The sequence below is a fragment of the Paraburkholderia caffeinilytica genome (assembly GCF_003368325.1).
GTDB lineage: Bacteria > Pseudomonadota > Gammaproteobacteria > Burkholderiales > Burkholderiaceae > Paraburkholderia > Paraburkholderia caffeinilytica.
The window spans coordinates 3,581,128-3,598,302 of the sequence record NZ_CP031467.1; the positions used below are offsets into that span (position 1 = coordinate 3,581,128).

The following is a 17,175-nucleotide window of genomic DNA, read 5'->3' on the forward strand; positions in this document are numbered from 1 at the left end:
GTCTATAGCATGTTGAACGGCCAGGGGTGTCTTCCGATAATCGTTTTCGTTCATAAGCTTTTCTGTTTTTCTTCTATCAATCCTGGAGCTTCAGATGACAGCAACAGTCGGCGGCCTGACGGCGCTCGGCGATACCGCAGCACGGCAACTCGCCAATGCCACCAAAACCGTTCCGCAACTCGCCACGATCACGCCCCGCTGGCTCACCCATCTGCTGCAATGGCTGCCGGTCGAGGCGGGCATCTATCGTCTGAACCAGGTGAAGAATCCTGAAGCCGTGGTGGCGGCCTGCACCGCGCGCGAAGACGAAAGCATTCTGCCGCGCACTTTCGTGCCGTATGAAGAGCAACCGCGCGAGTACTTCCTGAATGCGGTCAGCACGGTGCTCGACGTGCACACGCGAATCTCGGACCTGTACAGCAGCCCGCACGATCAGATCAAGGAACAACTGCGGCTCACGATCGAGACGATCAAGGAGTTGCAGGAAAGCCAGCTGATCAACAACCCGGACTACGGCCTGCTCGCGAATGTGGCCGAAGAGCAGCGCGTGTTTCCGCTGACCGGCGCGCCGACGCCCGACGATCTCGACGAATTGCTGACCAAGGTGTGGAAAGAGCCGGCGTTCTTCCTGACGCATCCGCTCGCCATCGCCGCCTTCGGTCGTGAATGCACGCGCCGTGGCGTGCCGCCGCCGACCGTCAGCCTGTTTGGCTCGCAGTTCCTGACGTGGCGCGGCATTCCGTTGATCCCGTCGGACAAGGTGCCGGTTGCCGACGGCAAGACCAAGATTCTGCTGCTGCGCGTGGGCGACAAGCGCCAGGGCGTGGTCGGCCTGTTCCAGCCGGGCGTGGCCGGCGAACAGGGTCCGGGTCTGTCGGTCCGCTTCATGGGCATCAACAATCATGCGATCGCGTCGTATCTGATCTCGCTCTATTGCTCGCTCGCGGTGCATTCGCCGGACGCGCTGGCGGTTCTCGATGACGTGGAGATCGGCAAGTACCATGACTACCCAGATACCTACAAGTAAGCCCATGGATAGCGTCCTGCCGCACGATGTGCCGACCGGTCCGCCCGCGGGTTTGCCTGATCCGGCGACGTTAGCGTCGCTGGCCAATGCGTTCTTCTCGGCGCTGCCGGGCAACGCGCCGCAGCCAGGCGGTGCGCCCGACGTGGCCGCCACGCTGCCGTTCACGGCGCCTGTGACCAGCGAGATCGGCAATCCGGCTCCGGCCGGTTCGCCGCTCGCGGGTCCTGGCGGCGCGGGCACTGGCGTGCCTGGTGCAGCGTTGCCGCAGGGGCATGTGCCGGGGGGTAACCTGCTGCCGTCAGCACCCACGCATGTCCTGTCGCTGGGTAATCGCGCGCCCGCGCTGGCGCCTCATGCGGCTGCGCAGAATGGCCTGCCCGATAGCGCGGTGACCGTTGCGCCGGCACTCGATCCGCGTTTTGGCGGGGCGGCGCTTGGCGTGCCTGAGGGGCACGGCGCGCAGCGTCCGTCCGCGGGCGGCGTGTCGCCTACGTCGGCGGGCTCGGCTGGGTCTGTGTTGCCTTATTATTTTCTGGGCGAAACGGCACAGGCCCGGACATCGACGGTTGCGTCGCCGGATATCGTCGTGCCGGGCTGGAACGAAGTCAGCGCGCAATCGCTCGGATTCCCTGGCGTCGATGAGCCGCTTACCGAACAGCGCTTCCCGTACGACAGGCCGGCCGCATCGCAAGCGGTGCCGAGTGCCGGACCGGCAGAACATGCTGGCGGCTCGCATTATTTTCTGAATCTGAACGACGCGTCGCGCTATCCGGGGCAAACTCCCGGGCAAACGACTGGCGCCAGGGACGGCGTGCCGCATGCGGGGCCGTCAGCCCACCCGCCATTCGATGTGAATGCGATTCGCCGCGACTTTCCGATTCTGCAGGAGCGCGTCAACGGCCGTCAGCTGGTGTGGTTCGACAATGCCGCGACCACGCACAAGCCGCAGGCGGTGATCGACCGGCTCGCGTATTTCTACGCGCATGAAAACTCGAACATCCATCGGGCGGCTCATGCACTCGCCGGCCGCGCCACCGATGCGTACGAAGCCGCGCGCAGCAAGGTGCAGCGTTTCATCGGCGCGGCGTCGCCGGAGGAAATCATCTTCGTGCGCGGCACCACGGAGGCGATCAACCTGATCGCGAAGACGTGGGGCGTGAAGCATGTCGGCGAGGGCGACGAGATCATCGTCTCGCACCTGGAGCATCATGCCAACATCGTGCCGTGGCAGCAGCTTGCCGCGCAAACCGGTGCAAAGCTGCGCGTGATTCCGGTTGACGACAATGGCCAGGTCCTGCTCGACGAATATCGTCGTCTGCTCAATGACCGGACGAAGATCGTCTCGGTCACGCAGGTGTCGAACGCGCTGGGCACCGTGGTGCCGGTCAAGGAGATCGTCGAGCTTGCACATCGGGCAGGCGCGAAGGCGCTGGTCGACGGCGCGCAATCGGTGTCGCACATGCGGGTGGACGTGCAGGCGCTCGACGCCGACTTCTTCGTGTTCTCGGGCCACAAGGTGTTCGGTCCGACGGGCATCGGCGTGGTCTACGGCAAGCGCGCGATTCTGGAAGATATGCCGCCCTGGCAGGGTGGCGGCAACATGATCGCGGACGTCACCTTCGAGCGCACCGTGTTCCAGCCTCCGCCGAATCGCTTCGAAGCCGGCACGGGCAATATCGCCGATGCAGTGGGCCTCGGTGCCGCGATCGACTACGTTCAGCGCGTGGGCATCGAGAATATCGCGCGCTATGAGCACGACTTGCTGGCCTATGCGACGAGCGTGCTGCAGCCGGTGCCGGGTGTGCGCCTGATCGGCACGGCCCGCGACAAAGCCAGCGTGTTGTCTTTCGTGCTGAAGGGCTACGAGACCGAGGAAGTGGGGCAGGCGTTGAACGAGGAGGGCATCGCCGTGCGTTCGGGGCATCATTGTGCGCAGCCGATCTTGCGCCGCTTCGGCGTCGAAGCCACGGTGAGGCCGTCGCTCGCGTTCTACAACACCTGCGATGAAGTCGATGCGTTGGTGTCGGTCGTGCGGCGCCTGTCTTCGCGACGCTAACGCAAAGCGGCGGCCGATCATGGCCGCCGCTTTTTTTCTTCGCCTGCATTCAGGCAATGTCAGGCCATATCAGACAATACCCGCCAGATAGTCCCACGGATAGATGCCCTGCGCATGTCCGTCGCTGAACACGATCTGCACGCCGTAGCCCATCGGCTGCAAGTCGACAATCGCAACGTTTGACTCCACTCGCGCCTTGTGACCCGAAAGCATCAAGCGACGGCATGTCGAGCAAGGGCACCGTTTCCTCAGCGTGGCGTTGTCGATCCACTGCGTTTGCCCATCGTTCCACGTCAAGGACAGTCGCCGTGTCGCGGCATGAATCGTCACGTGGTCGGGCGCGTTCATCAGTTCGCCTTGTCAATCTGTGCCAACGCGATACGTGCGGCTTTGCGCACTTCCGGATCGGGATCGGTCGCGGCTACCTGCAAGGCCGGCAACGAAGCGGCATCGCCCAATTCTCCCAGCGACAAAGCCGCCTCCTTGCGCAAATTGCTGATCGCATGCGTGAGCAGCGCGGCGACCGCCGTGCTCGCGGTAGAGATTGCGCTTGCATTTGCATCGCCGAGTTTGCCTAACGCTCGGACCGCCTGCAAACGGACTTGCCAGTAGTCGTCGTCGAGCGCCGCGATCAGCGCATCCCGTGCGCCCGGCGCGCGCAGTTTGCCGAGCGTGGCTGCCGCTTCTTCACGGACCTGCCACGCGGCATCGCCCAATGCGCTCAGCAACGCGGCGATGATGTCGTCCGTCGCCGCTGCCCCGATACCCAATGCACCGATTGCCGCGCGCCGCACGGCGGCGCTCGGATCCTGCGCGGCAGCGGCGGTGAGGGGGCCAAGCGCGTGCTCGTTCTTCAACCAGCCGAGCACGCTCACGGCTTCGAGCCGCACTATGTATTCGTTCGCGGCGAGGGCGGCCAGCGCGGGTTCCAACGCGCCTGCATAGCGCAGTTCGCGCAGACCGCGAAGCGCAGCCTGACGCACGAACGGATCGCCATGCGCGGTCCACGGCGCGAGCAGCGGCCCGGATTCCGGATCCTTCAAATTGGACAGACTCTGCGCGGCCGCCTCGCGCACATCCTCTGCACGATCCGCCAGTGCTTCGCACAGCGCCGCTACCGCGTCGGCACGCTCCCACGCACCGAGCACCTCGGCGGCCTGCGCCCGAACCTCCGATGAGACGTCGCTGCGCAAGGCGGTGACAATCGGTCCGAGCACGGCTTCGTCTTCGAGGTCGGCGAGCGCAAGGAGGGCGATGCGGCGCACGGCGGCGTCCGCGGACGCGAGGCGCGGCAGGAGGGCGGCGGCTTCCGGATCGAGGGAATCGGGGTCGAACGTCAGCGGAAGCGAAATATCGGTCATGAGTTGAATGGTGTCCGGAGTGAAACAGGTGTGTTCGATACGCTGCTCGAGCATGCCAGGGAAACGGCGCCGTCGGTCCGGAGGGCTCGCTATTAGCGCAGCAGATAAGGAATATCGACCCTGATTGCATCGGTCGGGCAATCCTTCTCGCACGGCATGCAGTACCAGCATTCGTCGAACTTCATGTAGGCGCGGCCTTTGGTCAGGTCGATCGCTAGCAGGTCGAGCGGGCATACGTCCACGCAGACCGTGCAGCCCTTGTCGGCGATGCATTTGTCTTCGTCGATCGTGACCGGTGCCGCGCTGCGCTGGAAAATGGTGTGCGGTGTCGTAGACATGGTGGCTCCTCAAGCGTCGGCCAGCGCGGGCTCGCCGATGCGCAGGTTCTGGTAGGCGTGACTCTCGTGGTTGTCGAGCGGCACCACATACGGCTCGACGGCGCGTTTTTCGCTGACCATGCGGCCCGCCGCGTCTTTCTTCAGATGCGTGTGGCAGAACCATTCGGCGTCGTTGCGCTGCGGATAATCGACGCGATGGTGGTACAAGCCCCAGCGGCTTTCCGTGCGATACAGCGACGCGTGCGCCGCCATCTCGGCGCAGTCGCGAATCGCCCGCACCTCCGCGGCGCGCATCAGCTCGTGCGGATTGTCAGCCTTGATCTGGTCGATGTCGGCGGCGATTTCCGCGAAACGTTGCAGGCCGATTTCCATCTTGCGTGTGACCTTCGGCGGCTGAAGATAGTCGTTCACCATGCGACGCAGCTTGTATTCGACCTGCGCCGGTGCAAGCCCGGTCTCGCGTTCGAGCGGCGCGTAGATCCGCGTGCGCTCGGCTTCGATCTGCTCGCTATCGAGTGCCGCATGCTCACGCCCTTCGACGTATTGCGCCGCGTTCCGCCCCGCGAACCAGCCGTAGGTGAACGCGCCGAGCATGTAGTTGTGCGGTACCGCGGCCATGTCGCCGGCAGCGTAAAGACCGGCAACAGTGGTTTCCGCGCGCTCGTTTACGTAGACGCCGGAGGCGCTGTGGCCGCTGCAAAAACCGATCTCGGAGATGTGCATCTCGATCATCTGCTGGCGATAATCAGTGCCGCGTCCCGCATGAAAACGTCCCCGGCTGGGGCGCTCGTTCGTGTGCAGAATCTGCTCGATGGTTTGAATGGTTTCCTCGGCGAGATGGTCGAGCTTCAGAAATACGGGGCCATTGCCGCTTTGGAGTTCCTGATAGAACTCCCACATCATCTGGCCGCTCCAGTAATCGCATTCGATGAAACGTTCGCCCTTGCCGTTCGCGGTGAAGCCGCCGAGCGGGCCCGTCACGTAGGCGCATGCGGGGCCGTTGTAGTCCTTGATCAGCGGGTTGATCTGGAAGCACTCGAGGTTCGCGAGCGCAGCGCCCGCGCGATAGGCCATCGCGTAGCCGTCGCCGGCGTTGGTGGGGTTCTCGTAGGTGCCCATCAGATAGCCCGAGGACGGCAAGCCGAGGCGGCCCGCGGCCCCGCAGCAGAGAATCACCGCTTTCGCGCGCACCACATAAAAATCCGCCGTACGGCAGTCGAAGCCCAGCACGCCGCAGGCGCGCCCTTGCGCATCGGTCAGAACCCGCGTGACGACGATGCGATTGGTGATCGCGATGCGCGCGCGTTTGAGCTGCCGGTAGAGCACTTTCTTGATGTCGTGGCCTTCCGGCATCGGCAGAACATAGGAGCCCATGTGATGCACTTTCTTGACCGCATAGTCGCCCGTGCCGTCCTTTTCGAACTTCACGCCCCAGCGGTCGAGCTCTTCGATGGTCTTGAAGCTGTGCCGGGCGTAGGCATAGACGGCGGCCTGATCGACGATGCCGTCGTTGGCGATGGTGATTTCCTTCGTGTACTGCTCGGGCGTCGCGTGACCGGGAATGATGGCGTTATTCAGCCCGTCCATGCCCATGGAAATCGCGCCGCTGCGTTTGACGTTGGCCTTTTCCAGCAACAGAATCTTCAGGTTCGGGTCCTGTTCCTTTGCTTTGACGGCAGCCATCGGACCGGCCGTGCCGCCACCCACGACGACCAGGTCGTACTCGATCACGTGTGTATTCATTTCGTCTTCCTTGTGGTGTTCTTCTCTTTCTGCCGGTCGATGCGAAAGCGGTACTGCAACGCGTCGCCGCGGAAATAGAGGTATTCGTAGTCGATCGGTGTGCCGTCCGCGTCATGGGTAAGACGTTCGATGCGAAGCACCGGGCTGCCTTCTTCAACGTTCAGGGCGTCGACGATTTCATCGTCGGCGAGAATCGCGTCGATGGAGACGTCGGCGTGGCCGAGCGGCACGGTGCAATCGTTCTCGAGAATGAGGAAGATGTCGCGCGTGACGAGGTCCGCGCTCGCAAGGCGCTTCCCTAATGCCTCCGGGACCCACGTGATTTCGAGCGAGACGGGCTCGCGATTGAGCATCCGCACGCGCTGGATTTCGGCGACTTTCGCGCCCTCTGGCAGCTTGAGATGGCTCGCGATGTGCGCAGTGGCGGGAATGAAACGGATATGTTTGAGCTGGTTGACGATTTCATAGCCCATCGACGACATCGCTTCGGCGAAGCCTTGCAGCGCGCTGACGTTCTGGAAGGCCTTCGGCCTGGAGACGAAGGTGCCCTTGCCGTGAAGTTTGAAGACGAGCCCTTCCTTTTGCAGATCGCCGAGCGCTTGCCGCACGGTAATGCGGCTGACGTCGAACATCGCGCAGAGATCGCTTTCAGACGGCATCTGGGAATGGGCCGCATAGGTGCCGTCGAGAATGCGCGAACGCAACGCCGTCTTGATCTGCTCGTAGAGCGGAGGCGCGGAAAGAGGCAGCACGTTGGCAGAGTCGGGTTTCAGCATGATCTTGGGGTGTCTGTACTTGTTATGACAAGTTGCGTCACAGTCTAGTGATGGAGCGCGGACGGGCGAACGAAGATTTTGTGCTTTGCATTTCTGCTCAACAGCTTTCGGTGTTCGTGTTAGCCGCAACGTCCTGGCGCATGGCGCTATCCCGGTGCCTGGGCCGACGATGCCTTTATCCGCGATACGGGAACCGGCACATTCCTCGACCCACAAGAACGGCATGTGCTGAACTACAAAAGCGAGAAATTCTCGGCACCTGCAGGCGACACGCCTGCCATTCGTCGTGCGCGACGCTTTGCATATCAGAACAAATTGGTTTTCCACACATATGGCGCGGGCAGACAATCATCGTTTTGGATGACGGTGCGCAACCATGGAAGCGGTCCCGAGCCCGAGCGAGCCGATCCTGAGCGCCTCTGCGCTCACGAAGCACTTCGGTGCCACCGTCGCGCTATCGAACCTCGACTTCTCGATCCATCCCGGCGAAGTCGTTGCGTTGATGGGCGCCAACGGTGCGGGCAAGTCGACGCTGGTCAAGATTCTGAGCGGCGTGTATCCACCCGACGGCGGCGCCTTGACGCTGCTGGGCAAGCCGTATCGGCCCACTTCGCCGCAGGCGGCCAAACAACTCGGCATTGCCACGGTGCATCAGTCGATTGCCGATGCGGTCGTACCGGCGCTGTCGATCGCGGACAACCTGCTGCTCGATCGCCTGTGCGATCCGGCGTCGCCGTGGCGCGTGCCGCCGGCGGCGCGGCGTGAGGCGGCGACGCCGCTGGCGAGGCGAGTCGGGCTGGATGCCGATCTGTCGGCGCCGCTCGGGTCGCTTTCGCTCGCCAGTCAGCAACTCGTGACGCTGGCGCGCGCGCTGGCCTCGCGCCCCAGGCTGCTGATTCTCGACGAGCCCACCGCCAGCCTGTCCGCCGCCGAAGCCGAACGCCTGTTCGCGCGGCTCGAGCCATTGCGCGAAGAGGGCGTTGCGATCCTGCTGGTCTCGCATCGACTCGGTGATCTGCGGCGCATGGCGAACCGGGTGGCGATCGTGCGCGACGGTCGTCTTGTCGCCGACCTGCAACCGCCAATCGATTTCGACGCCGCCGTCGAGACGATGATCGGACGGCCCCTGCCACAAGCCCGGACTCAGGATGCGAAGAGCGCGGCCTCGCTCGAAGCCTGTTTCAGCGTGCGCGACTTTCGATTGATGCCGGCGAGCCTCCCATTCGACCTCGACGTCCGGCGCGGCGAGATCGTGGCGATAGCGGGCCCGGTGGGCGGCGGCAAATCGCACTTCGCGCGAGCGATCTTCGGTGCGGCTCGCGCCGGCAGTGGCCGGATGCTGCTCGACGGCAAACCGTGGCGGCCTCGTTCGCCGGCCGATGCGATTCGCGCCGGCGTGTTCCTCGCCGGCGAGGATCGCTGGCGCACGTCGTTGTTTCCCGACAGCGTGCCGTTCGCGTCGATCGCGGGCACGCTCAGTTTTCCGTTCCTGTCGCGCTGGTTCAGGCGCGGTGTGGTACGCGAGGCGGTGGAACGCGAGGCCGCGAGCGAGGCGATCCGAACCTTCGGTGTTCGTTGCACGGGCCCCGACGATCGTCTGACGCGCCTGTCCGGCGGCAATCAGCAGAAAGTCGTCCTTGCGCGCTGGCATGTCGAACGCGCGCGCCTGTTGCTGCTCGACGAACCGTTTCAGGGCGTCGACGCCGGCGCGCGCGCCGATATCGTCGATACCTTGCGGCGGCATGCGCGTCACCGCGCGACGCTCGTGTTCGTCAGCGATCTCGAAGAGGCCCTGGAGATCGCCGATCGCGTCGTGCGCTTCGATCGCGCGACGCTCGAGCGCGCAACAGTTCAACCATCCCACGACGCGAGCACCGAACCTCTTTCATGAAACCCCAACCCCTTACCCCTTCCATTACCGGCGACGCGGCACCCGGCCAGCGGGCGCAGTCAGCATGGCGCAGCCTGCGCGATCACCTGGAGCGCACCGGCATCCTGCTCGTACTGGCGATTCTGATTGCCGTATTCGCCATCAGGGAACCGGCCTTTCTGAACATCGACAACCTGTTCAGCATCCTTCAGGCGGTGTCGATCGTGGCGTTGCTCGGCATTGGCGTGACGATCACGCTGGCGGCAGGCGGCTTCGATCTGTCGGTGGGCAGCGTGGCCGCGTCGGCTCAGATGGCGGCGAGCTATGTGCTGATCGTCTGGCATGGCAGCGCGTTGGCGGCCGTGGCTGCGTGCGTCGCGCTCGGCGTTGTGGCCGGCCTGTTCAACGGCCTGCTGATCACGCGGCTGCGTGTGCCGGACCAACTGGCGACACTCGGCACGCTGTTTCTGCTGGCCGGTCTGCAATTGATTCCAACGGGCGGCCGCTCGCTCGCAACCGGTACCGTGCTGCCCGACGGCACGGAGGCGAGCGGGATTTTCCCGGACGCGTTTCTGGCATTGGGGCGTCTGCGTCTTTTCGATGTCGTGCCGCTCCCCGTGCTGATTCTCAGCGTATTGACGGTGCTTGCCTGCATCGTGATGGAGACGACGCGCTGGGGCCGGGTGATCTATGCGATCGGTGGCAACGAGACGGCCGCGCGGCTGGCGGGTGCGCCCACGGCCCGCTACCGGGTCGCGGCCTATGTTGCCTCGGGAGCGATCGCATCGCTGGGCGGCGTGCTGATCGCCGCGCGTGTCGGGCGCGGCGACGTCAGCGCGGGACACTCCCTGTTGCTCGATGCCGTGGCGGCTGCGCTGATGGGGTATGCGGTGTGGGGCGCGAAGCGGCCCAACGTGTTCGGCACCGTGGTGGGGGCCGTGTTTGTCGGCGTGCTGCTGAATGGCTTGACCATGCTGAATGCGCCGTACTACATGCAGGATTTCATCAAGGGTGTGCTGCTGGTTCTTGCACTGGCATTTACCTTCAGTGTCGGGCGGCCTGCGGACTCTCGTGGGTGAGTGTCACGCGTCACTGAAAGTCGTTTGCCATCCGAAGGAATATCGATTGCCGAATCGTTCAGTTTGCGCATGCGGTGTCCGCTGATAGATTGAGCGCACAGTCATTCAAGCGGAGACCCCAATGGCAGAGATTGACGAAACGGCATCATCGAGCACCTTCAATGAGAGTCGGCACGCGGTGCGCATCATTGCCGACGACGCGCAGGCGATCGCGGTGGCGCATGAGCTTGCGGGCCGCCTCGCGCACGGGGCGGCACAGCGCGATAGCGAACGCCGCTTGCCTCGCGAGGAGATCGAGTGGTTCTCGCAGTCCGGGCTGTGGGCCATCACGGTGCCGAAGGCATACGGCGGCGCGGGGGTGTCGTTTGTCACGTTGACGGAAGTCGTCAAGATCATTTCAGCAGCGGATCCGTCGTTGGGGCAGCTGCCGCAGAACCACTTCGGCCTGGTCGACGTGATCGCGCTAACCGGCACGGAGGAGCAGAAGCAATACTTCTTCGCGCAGGTGCTGGGCGGCAAGCGCTTCGGTAACGGCTTTTCGGAGAAGGGCACGAGAAACGTGCTCGATCTGAAAACGAGCGTGACGCGGGACGGCGGCGACTACGTGGTCCATGGCACCAAGTTCTATTCGACCGGCGCGTTATTCGCCGACTTCGTCCCCGTGCTGGGGCTCGATAGCGAGCGCAAAGGCTGGCTCGCCTACATTCCGAAGGGTACGCCGGGGCTGACCGTGATCGACGACTGGTCGGGCTTCGGTCAACGCACCACGGCAAGCGGCACCGTGGTGCTGGAGCGCGTGCGCGTGCCGGCTTCGCATGTGTTGCCGGCGCATCGCGTATCCGATTTTCCAACGCTCAACGGTCCGGTCTCGCAGATCATTCAGGCGGCCATCGACGCCGGCATCGCGAAGGCGGCGCTCGACGACACGCTGACGTTCGTGCGCTCGCGTTCGCGGCCGTGGATCGACAGCGGGGTCGAGCGCGCGAGCGACGATCCGCTGACCGTGCGGGAGATCGGAAATTTGCACATCCGCTTGCACGCTGCCGAGGCCTTGCTCGAATGGGCCGCGCGCGTGATCGACGAGATTGCCGCGAAAGCGGAGACGACCGAAGACGACGTGGCGCGCGCGTCGGTCGCCGTGGGCGAAGCGAAAGTGTTGACGACGGAAGCCGCCTTGCTGGCAGGCGAAAAGCTGTTCGAACTTGGCGGGACCCAGTCGACGCTTGGCGAACACAATCTCGACCGGCACTGGCGCAACGCACGCGTCCATACGCTGCATGACCCGGTGCGCTGGAAGTATCACCTGGTCGGCAACTACTATCTGAACGGCACCAAGCCCGCACGCCACCCCTGGAATTGACGCCAGGCGCACTCCTTAACCGATCCCGATCATGGCCAGAGAAATCCGTCTCAACGCATTCGACATGAACTGCGTGGGGCACCAGTCGCCAGGCTTATGGGCGCATCCACGCGACACGTCGTGGCGTTACAAGCAACTCGACTACTGGACCGATCTCGCGAAACTGCTCGAGCGCGGCAAGTTCGACGGCCTTTTCATCGCCGACGTACTGGGTATTTACGACGTCTTCAACGGCAATGGCGACGCCGCGATCCGCCAGGCCGCGCAGATCCCGGTCAACGATCCGGTCCTGCTCGTCTCGGCGATGGCGAACGTGACCGAGCATCTCGGCTTCGGGGTGACCTGCTCGCTCTCGTATGAGCACCCGTATCCGTTCGCACGGCGCATGTCGACGCTCGATCATCTGACCAACGGCCGGGTTGGCTGGAACATCGTCACGTCGTATCTGGACAGCGCCGCGCGCAACGTCGGCTTGCCGGCTCAGACCCATCATGACGAGCGCTATTCGCTCGCCGAGGAATATCTCGAGGTCTGCTACAAGCTGTGGGAAGCCTCCTGGGAAGACGACGCCGTGGTGCGCGACGCCGCGCGAAAGCTTTTCACCGAACCGTCGAAGGTCCATCCCATCAACCACCGTGGGCAGTATTTCGACGTGCCCGGTATTCATCTCTGCGAGCCGTCGCCGCAGCGCACGCCGGTGCTCTATCAGGCGGGCGCCTCGAAGCGCGGCAAGGACTTCGCCGCGCAGCACGCCGAGTGCATCTTTATCGCCGCGCCGTCGCGCACGATCCTGAAGAATTTTGTCGCCGATATCCGGGCGCGCGTGAAGTCGTTCGGCCGCGATCCGCATGACGTGCTGATTTTTAACCTGCACACGGTGATCACGGGCAAGACGTCGGCGGATGCGCACGCGAAGCACGCCGACTATCGCCGCTATGCAAGCGACGAGGGTGCGCTCGCGCTGATGTCGGGCTGGACCGGCATCGACCTGTCGAAGTACGACCTTGACGAGCCGCTGCGCCATGTCGAGAGCAACGCGGTGCAATCGGCCGTTGAGGCTTTGTCGAGCGCCGATCCGACGCGCGTGTGGACCGTGCGTGAGATTGCGAAGTGGGGCGGCATTGGTGGACTCGGACCGCTTTCGGTGGGCAGTCCGCAGGAGATCGCCGACGAATTGCAGTCGTGGGTCGAAGAGACTGACGTCGACGGATTCAATCTCGCTTATGCCTTGACGCACGAGAGCTTCGCGGATTTCGTCGAACTGGTCGTGCCTGAATTGCAACGGCGCGGCGCCTACAAGACCGGGTACACGAACGGCTCGCTGCGCGAAAAACTGCACGGCCGCGGCCCGCGGCTGACCGAACCGCATCCCGGTGCGGCCTATCGCACACGCACCCCGGCTCATGCCGGATAGCACCCGCTTACTTATCACTACATCGACTAACAGGTTGGAGATCATTGATGAAATCGTTTCTTCGTCGCAAGCTGGATGTGGGCCTTACGTTCCGCGCACTCGCCCTCGCGGCGGCCACGATGCTGGCGGGAGCCGCCGCGCACGCGGCTCCGCTCAAAGGCGCACCCGCGCCCTTCGACAAGGGCGGCGTGAAGGTCGCGCTCGTCAACTATCTGTCGACGGGCGACTTCTTCCAGGCGTATGAAGCCGGCGCGCAAAAGCAGGCCAGGGCGCTCGGCATCGATCTGCGCATCTACGAAGGCCGTCAGGATGCGGCCGAGCAACGTGAACAGATTCAGCAGGCCATCAGCCTCGGCGTGTCGGCGATCATCGTGAACCACGGCTTGCCTGAATCGCTCAAGGACGTCGTGCAGCGAGCGTTGGACAAGGGCATCAAGGTCGTCGCGTTCGATGTCGACCTGGGCAATCCGAAGGTGCCGCAGATCGAGCAGAGCGATCGCGATCTGGCCTCGCTGCTGCTCGACCAGGCAGTGAAGGACAACGGCGATACCTTCGCCGCCGGCTATGTGTATGTAGCGGGTTTCGCGCCGCTCGACCGGCGCGATGCCGTGTGGCGCGACTTCAAGGCCGCCCATCCGAAGGTTCAGGAGAAGGCGCGCTGGGGCACGGTGGACAATCCGATCGCGCAGTCGGTGGCCAACCAGGCCGCCGCGGCCTATCGTGCCCATCCGGAGATTCGCGTGGTGTTCGCGCCTTACGACGAATTCGCACGCGGCGCGAAGCTCGCTGCCGACGAGGCCAACCTGTCGTCGAAACTGCGCATTTACAGCGCCGATATCTCGACGTCCGATATCGAGGCCATTCGTGCGCCGAATAGCGCGTGGGTGGCGACGGCGGCGACCAACCCGGCAGTGGTCGGCGCGGTGTCCGTGCGAGCCGCCGCATTGTTGCTCACGGGACAGGCGCCCGACCACCGGATCGTCGTCAAGCCGACGCTGATCACGCGCGACGATCTGGTGAAGAACAACATCAGGACGATCGCCGAGCTCGGCGAGAAATTCCCGGCATTCCGTTCGAGCGATGCCGCCACGGCAGCGTGGATCCCGGCGGCGGATTGAGCGTTGGAGGCTGCGCGAGGTGTCGTGCGTAGTCGCCTTGCGAGCATGTCAAATCCGGAGCATGACTTTGCACGATTCTTTTTTCCTCCACGGTCGGCCTGCGCCGATGCTGAAACGATAGACGCAGGCGTCTGCCGCAGCATCGCAGAATCTGCAATATCGAAAGCGTGAATTCTTGTTTGTTCGTGACGCAGCGTTTCGTTAGCATGCGGCGTTCGGGTCGTTGCCGGGCCTCGTTGGTCGACGCAGCTTGAGACGGTCGTCGAGCGAGGTGGCGGTAACGCTTGCCCGGTGCGTTTTCACAGCTCTCACGCCTTCGACATGTCAAGCCTCCATGTACCCAACGCCGGCCAGCAGGCCACCGGCGTGACACGACGGCTGGCCACCGCGATCGCTCAGGCGTCGCCATCGCGCGACGTCGGCGCTATTGCCGCGGCAAGACGCGGCGTCCTCGACTTTCTCGCCGCCGCCTTTGCCGGCGCGAACGACAGCGGCTATCGAAAACTCCTGACGGTGAGCGCCAACGACTCGCGCGGCGAAGCATCGGTGATCGGCAGCAGCGCCCGTGCGTCCGCGCAGCAGGCTGCGTTGCTTAACGGTTACGCCGGACACGCGCTCGATTACGACGACGTGCACAGCAGCGTGCGAGGCCATCCTGCGACGGTATTGCTGCCCGCGCTGTTCGCGCTGGCCCAGACGCGCGGCAGCAGCGCACTCGACTTGCTCGACGCCTACGTCGTCGGCGTCGAAACGATGGCGCGCCTCGGTCTGGCACTCGGCAGCCGGCACTACGAGCAGGGTTTCCATAACACCGCCACGTTGGGCACGCTCGGCGCGGCGGCTGCCGCGTCGTATCTGCTGAAGCTCGATGCCGGCGCCATCGAGAACGCGCTGGGTCTTGCCGCCACGCAATCAGCCGGCTTACGCCTGCAATTCGGCAGCGAAGCGAAACCCTTGCATGCCGGGCTCGCCGCCCGCGCCGGCCTGTTCGCCGCCGAACTCGCGGCGGCGGGACTGCAGGGCTCGCCTGAAGCACTGGACGGGCCGGTCGGTTTTTTCGCCGTGTTCAGCGGCGGCGCCGCGCAACCCGAACGCGTGCTGGAAGGCTGGGGCGCGCCCTGGCAAATCGTGGCGCCGGGTCTGTACTTCAAGCCGTGGGCGTGCTGCACGGCGACGCACTACGCCGTGCATGCCGCATTGACATTGCGAGACACACACCGGCTCACACCCGACGACATCGCCGGCGTGACGGTGACCTTTCCACCCGGCGGCGACACACCGCTTGCCCGACATTTGCCTTCGACCGGACTCGAGGCGCGTTTCAGCGTTGCCTACGCGGTCGCCGCCGCGCTGACGGATGGTTCGCCCGGCGTCGCCATCTTCGCGGATAGTCCGGTGCGCGAGGACCTGATTGCGCTCGCCGGGCGCGTGACAAGCCGTCACGATGAAACCGCGGCGCGCGCGTCGACCGATCCGGCCACGCGTTTCTCGACTGTCGAGATCGCATTGCGCAACGGGACGGTGCTGAGCCATAAGACCGACCGTCTCTACAGCGCGGAAGATCTGCCCGCGAAGTTCGCGGACGCCACCGGCCACGACGCACGCGTCGCGTTTCTCCCCGCGCATATCGACACCATGCAGAGCAGCGCCGACCTCGCTTCCCTTTTCAATGTCCTCGCATCGATCCACGTATGAGCACGAATAACGGCAGTACCCGCAGGCAGATGCGTCTCGGGCTCTTCATCCAGGGCGCGGGACATCACGTCGCCGGCTGGCGGCATCCCGACGCGCAGGCGGGCAGCGAGAATCTCGCGCTGATGCAGCGCATCACGCAGACCGCCGAGCGCGCGAAGTTCGACATGGTTTTTCTCGCCGACGGCCTCACCAGCGGCCCCGATGCGCATCCGTCGATGGCGATGCGGTTTGAGCCGCTGTGCCTGCTGTCGGCGCTTGCCATGGGCACGCGCCACATCGGTCTCGCCGCCACCGCGTCGACCACGTATAGCGAGCCGTATCACGTCGCGCGCGCATTTGCGTCGCTCGATCATCTGAGCAGCGGACGGGCGGCCTGGAACGTCGTGACGACTTCGTACGATCGCACAGCCGCCAACTTCACACGCGGCAATCATCCGGATCATGCGCTGCGTTACGAAATGGCGGGTGAATTCGTCGACGTCGTCAAGGGACTGTGGGACAGCTGGGACGACGACGCGGTGCTCAAGGACAAGGCGCGCGGCGTCTACTTCGATCCCGCCAAGGTCCATACGCTGGACCACCAAGGCCCGTTCTTCGCCGTCAAGGGCCCGTTGAATGCGTCGCGCCCGCCGCAAGGGCACCCCGTGGTGATTCAGGCCGGCTCGTCCGGACCGGGGCAGGACCTGGCCGCGCGCACGGCGGAAGTGGTGTTTACCGCGCAGCAGACCATTGAAGAAGCGCAGGTCTTCTATCGCGATCTGAAAGGCCGGTTGCCGAAGTTCGGCCGCGAAGGCGCGCAGTTGCACGTAATGCCGGGCGTGTTTCCTGTCATCAGCAGGACGGAACAGGAAGCGAAAGACAAATACGCGCAGTTGCAGGAATGGACCGACACATCGGGCGCGCTGTCGCTGTTGTCCGACCGGCTCGGACACGACGTGTCGAAGTACCCGCTCGATGGTCCGCTGCCGGAGCTGCCCGAGTCGGATCAGTTGAAGAGCCGCGCCAAATTGCTGACCGATCTCGCGCGCCGCGAGAATCTGACCTTGCGCGAGCTGTATTACCTGGTGGCCGGCGCGCGTGGGCACCGCATCGTATGGGGTACGCCTGTGCAGGTGGCGGATGCGCTCGAGGAGTGGTTCACGGGCGAAGCGGCCGACGGCTTCAATATCATGCCGCCGTATTTCCCGGGCGGTCTCGACGACTTCGTCGAACTCGTCGTGCCGGAGTTGCAACGCCGCGGGTTATTCCGCACGGAATATAGCGGCACCACCTTGCGCGATCATCTCGGCTTGCAGCGGCCGGTTAGCCGCTACGCAGGGCAGTGAAGCGCGGAAAGTA

General features: G+C 64.3%; 14 protein-coding genes. 9 read left to right on the forward strand and 5 right to left on the reverse strand.

All coding sequences use genetic code 11. From position 1 onward, the window contains the following. Window positions 1-94: 94 nt before the first annotated feature. Together DSC91_RS32285 and DSC91_RS32290 are read left to right on the forward strand one after the other, a co-directional pair. Window positions 95-1,027: a family 2A encapsulin nanocompartment shell protein gene (locus tag DSC91_RS32285; RefSeq protein ID WP_011493308.1), complete on the forward strand. Its 933-nt coding sequence runs from the start codon at window positions 95-97 to the stop codon at window positions 1,025-1,027. Continuing rightward, window positions 1,002-3,083: a family 2A encapsulin nanocompartment cargo protein cysteine desulfurase gene (locus DSC91_RS32290; protein ID WP_167470533.1), complete on the forward strand. Its 2,082-nt coding sequence runs from the start codon at window positions 1,002-1,004 to the stop codon at window positions 3,081-3,083. Before DSC91_RS32285 ends, DSC91_RS32290 begins: the two co-directional genes overlap by 26 nt. A 69-nt stretch (window positions 3,084-3,152) precedes the next feature. On the opposite strand, the gene DSC91_RS32295 is transcribed toward DSC91_RS32290, so the two are convergent. From DSC91_RS32295 to DSC91_RS32315, 5 genes are all read right to left on the reverse strand, one after another. Further along, window positions 3,153-3,431 (reverse strand): DUF971 domain-containing protein, encoded by a 279-nt coding sequence (locus DSC91_RS32295; protein WP_115782569.1) that lies wholly within the window; start codon window positions 3,429-3,431, stop codon window positions 3,153-3,155. Then, complete coding sequence (locus DSC91_RS32300) at window positions 3,431-4,444, reverse strand: HEAT repeat domain-containing protein (RefSeq protein ID WP_115783585.1); 1,014 nt, start codon at window positions 4,442-4,444, stop codon at window positions 3,431-3,433. The genes DSC91_RS32295 and DSC91_RS32300 overlap by 1 nt, the downstream gene beginning before the upstream one ends. Before the next feature lie 92 nt (window positions 4,445-4,536). After that, window positions 4,537-4,782: a 4Fe-4S dicluster domain-containing protein gene (locus DSC91_RS32305; RefSeq protein ID WP_115782570.1), complete on the reverse strand. Its 246-nt coding sequence runs from the start codon at window positions 4,780-4,782 to the stop codon at window positions 4,537-4,539. Between the two features lie 9 nt (window positions 4,783-4,791). Beyond that, on the reverse strand, window positions 4,792-6,525 hold the full coding sequence (locus tag DSC91_RS32310; RefSeq protein ID WP_115782571.1) for a fumarate reductase/succinate dehydrogenase flavoprotein subunit: 1,734 nt from the start codon (window positions 6,523-6,525) through the stop codon (window positions 4,792-4,794). Further along, the gene (locus DSC91_RS32315; RefSeq protein ID WP_115782572.1) at window positions 6,522-7,301 is read right to left on the reverse strand and encodes a GntR family transcriptional regulator; all 780 of its coding nucleotides are present in this window, start codon (window positions 7,299-7,301) and stop codon (window positions 6,522-6,524) included. The genes DSC91_RS32310 and DSC91_RS32315 overlap by 4 nt, the downstream gene beginning before the upstream one ends. Window positions 7,302-7,677: 376 nt before the next feature. Here DSC91_RS32315 and DSC91_RS32320 point away from each other — a divergent pair, with 376 nt between their 5' ends. The 7 genes from DSC91_RS32320 to DSC91_RS32350 all read left to right on the forward strand — a co-directional run bounded on the left by DSC91_RS32320 (window position 7,678) and on the right by DSC91_RS32350 (window position 17,162). Next, on the forward strand, window positions 7,678-9,192 hold the full coding sequence (locus tag DSC91_RS32320; protein ID WP_115782573.1) for a sugar ABC transporter ATP-binding protein: 1,515 nt from the start codon (window positions 7,678-7,680) through the stop codon (window positions 9,190-9,192). Further along, window positions 9,189-10,250: an ABC transporter permease gene (locus tag DSC91_RS32325; RefSeq protein WP_115782574.1), complete on the forward strand. Its 1,062-nt coding sequence runs from the start codon at window positions 9,189-9,191 to the stop codon at window positions 10,248-10,250. Before DSC91_RS32320 ends, DSC91_RS32325 begins: the two co-directional genes overlap by 4 nt. A 121-nt stretch (window positions 10,251-10,371) precedes the next feature. Continuing rightward, window positions 10,372-11,610, forward strand: a complete 1,239-nt coding sequence (locus DSC91_RS32330; RefSeq protein WP_115782575.1) for an SfnB family sulfur acquisition oxidoreductase — start codon at window positions 10,372-10,374, stop codon at window positions 11,608-11,610. 31 nt (window positions 11,611-11,641) lie between these two features. Beyond that, window positions 11,642-13,024, forward strand: a complete 1,383-nt coding sequence (locus DSC91_RS32335) for an LLM class flavin-dependent oxidoreductase (protein ID WP_115782576.1) — start codon at window positions 11,642-11,644, stop codon at window positions 13,022-13,024. Window positions 13,025-13,071: 47 nt separating this feature from the next. Next, window positions 13,072-14,142, forward strand: coding sequence for a substrate-binding domain-containing protein (locus DSC91_RS32340; RefSeq protein WP_115782577.1), 1,071 nt, complete (start codon window positions 13,072-13,074; stop codon window positions 14,140-14,142). Window positions 14,143-14,463: 321 nt separating this feature from the next. Then, on the forward strand, window positions 14,464-15,837 hold the full coding sequence (locus DSC91_RS32345) for an MmgE/PrpD family protein (protein WP_115782578.1): 1,374 nt from the start codon (window positions 14,464-14,466) through the stop codon (window positions 15,835-15,837). Then, a complete protein-coding gene (locus DSC91_RS32350) occupies window positions 15,834-17,162 on the forward strand; it encodes an LLM class flavin-dependent oxidoreductase (protein ID WP_115782579.1) in 1,329 nt (442 codons plus the stop codon). Before DSC91_RS32345 ends, DSC91_RS32350 begins: the two co-directional genes overlap by 4 nt. The last annotated feature ends 13 nt before the right edge of the window (window positions 17,163-17,175 follow it).

Bases quoted from the DNA above. Each gene is read 5' to 3' on its own strand.
- DSC91_RS32285 (WP_011493308.1), top strand. From the start codon at position 95: ATGACAGCAACAGTCGGCGGCCTGACGGCGCTCGGCGATACCGCAGCA.
- DSC91_RS32290 (WP_167470533.1), top strand. From the start codon at position 1,002: ATGACTACCCAGATACCTACAAGTAAGCCCATGGATAGCGTCCTGCCG.
- DSC91_RS32295 (WP_115782569.1), bottom strand. From the start codon at position 3,431: ATGAACGCGCCCGACCACGTGACGATTCATGCCGCGACACGGCGACTG.
- DSC91_RS32300 (WP_115783585.1), bottom strand. From the start codon at position 4,444: ATGACCGATATTTCGCTTCCGCTGACGTTCGACCCCGATTCCCTCGAT.
- DSC91_RS32305 (WP_115782570.1), bottom strand. From the start codon at position 4,782: ATGTCTACGACACCGCACACCATTTTCCAGCGCAGCGCGGCACCGGTC.
- DSC91_RS32310 (WP_115782571.1), bottom strand. From the start codon at position 6,525: ATGAATACACACGTGATCGAGTACGACCTGGTCGTCGTGGGTGGCGGC.
- DSC91_RS32315 (WP_115782572.1), bottom strand. From the start codon at position 7,301: ATGCTGAAACCCGACTCTGCCAACGTGCTGCCTCTTTCCGCGCCTCCG.
- DSC91_RS32320 (WP_115782573.1), top strand. From the start codon at position 7,678: ATGGAAGCGGTCCCGAGCCCGAGCGAGCCGATCCTGAGCGCCTCTGCG.
- DSC91_RS32325 (WP_115782574.1), top strand. From the start codon at position 9,189: ATGAAACCCCAACCCCTTACCCCTTCCATTACCGGCGACGCGGCACCC.
- DSC91_RS32330 (WP_115782575.1), top strand. From the start codon at position 10,372: ATGGCAGAGATTGACGAAACGGCATCATCGAGCACCTTCAATGAGAGT.
- DSC91_RS32335 (WP_115782576.1), top strand. From the start codon at position 11,642: ATGGCCAGAGAAATCCGTCTCAACGCATTCGACATGAACTGCGTGGGG.
- DSC91_RS32340 (WP_115782577.1), top strand. From the start codon at position 13,072: ATGAAATCGTTTCTTCGTCGCAAGCTGGATGTGGGCCTTACGTTCCGC.
- DSC91_RS32345 (WP_115782578.1), top strand. From the start codon at position 14,464: ATGTCAAGCCTCCATGTACCCAACGCCGGCCAGCAGGCCACCGGCGTG.
- DSC91_RS32350 (WP_115782579.1), top strand. From the start codon at position 15,834: ATGAGCACGAATAACGGCAGTACCCGCAGGCAGATGCGTCTCGGGCTC.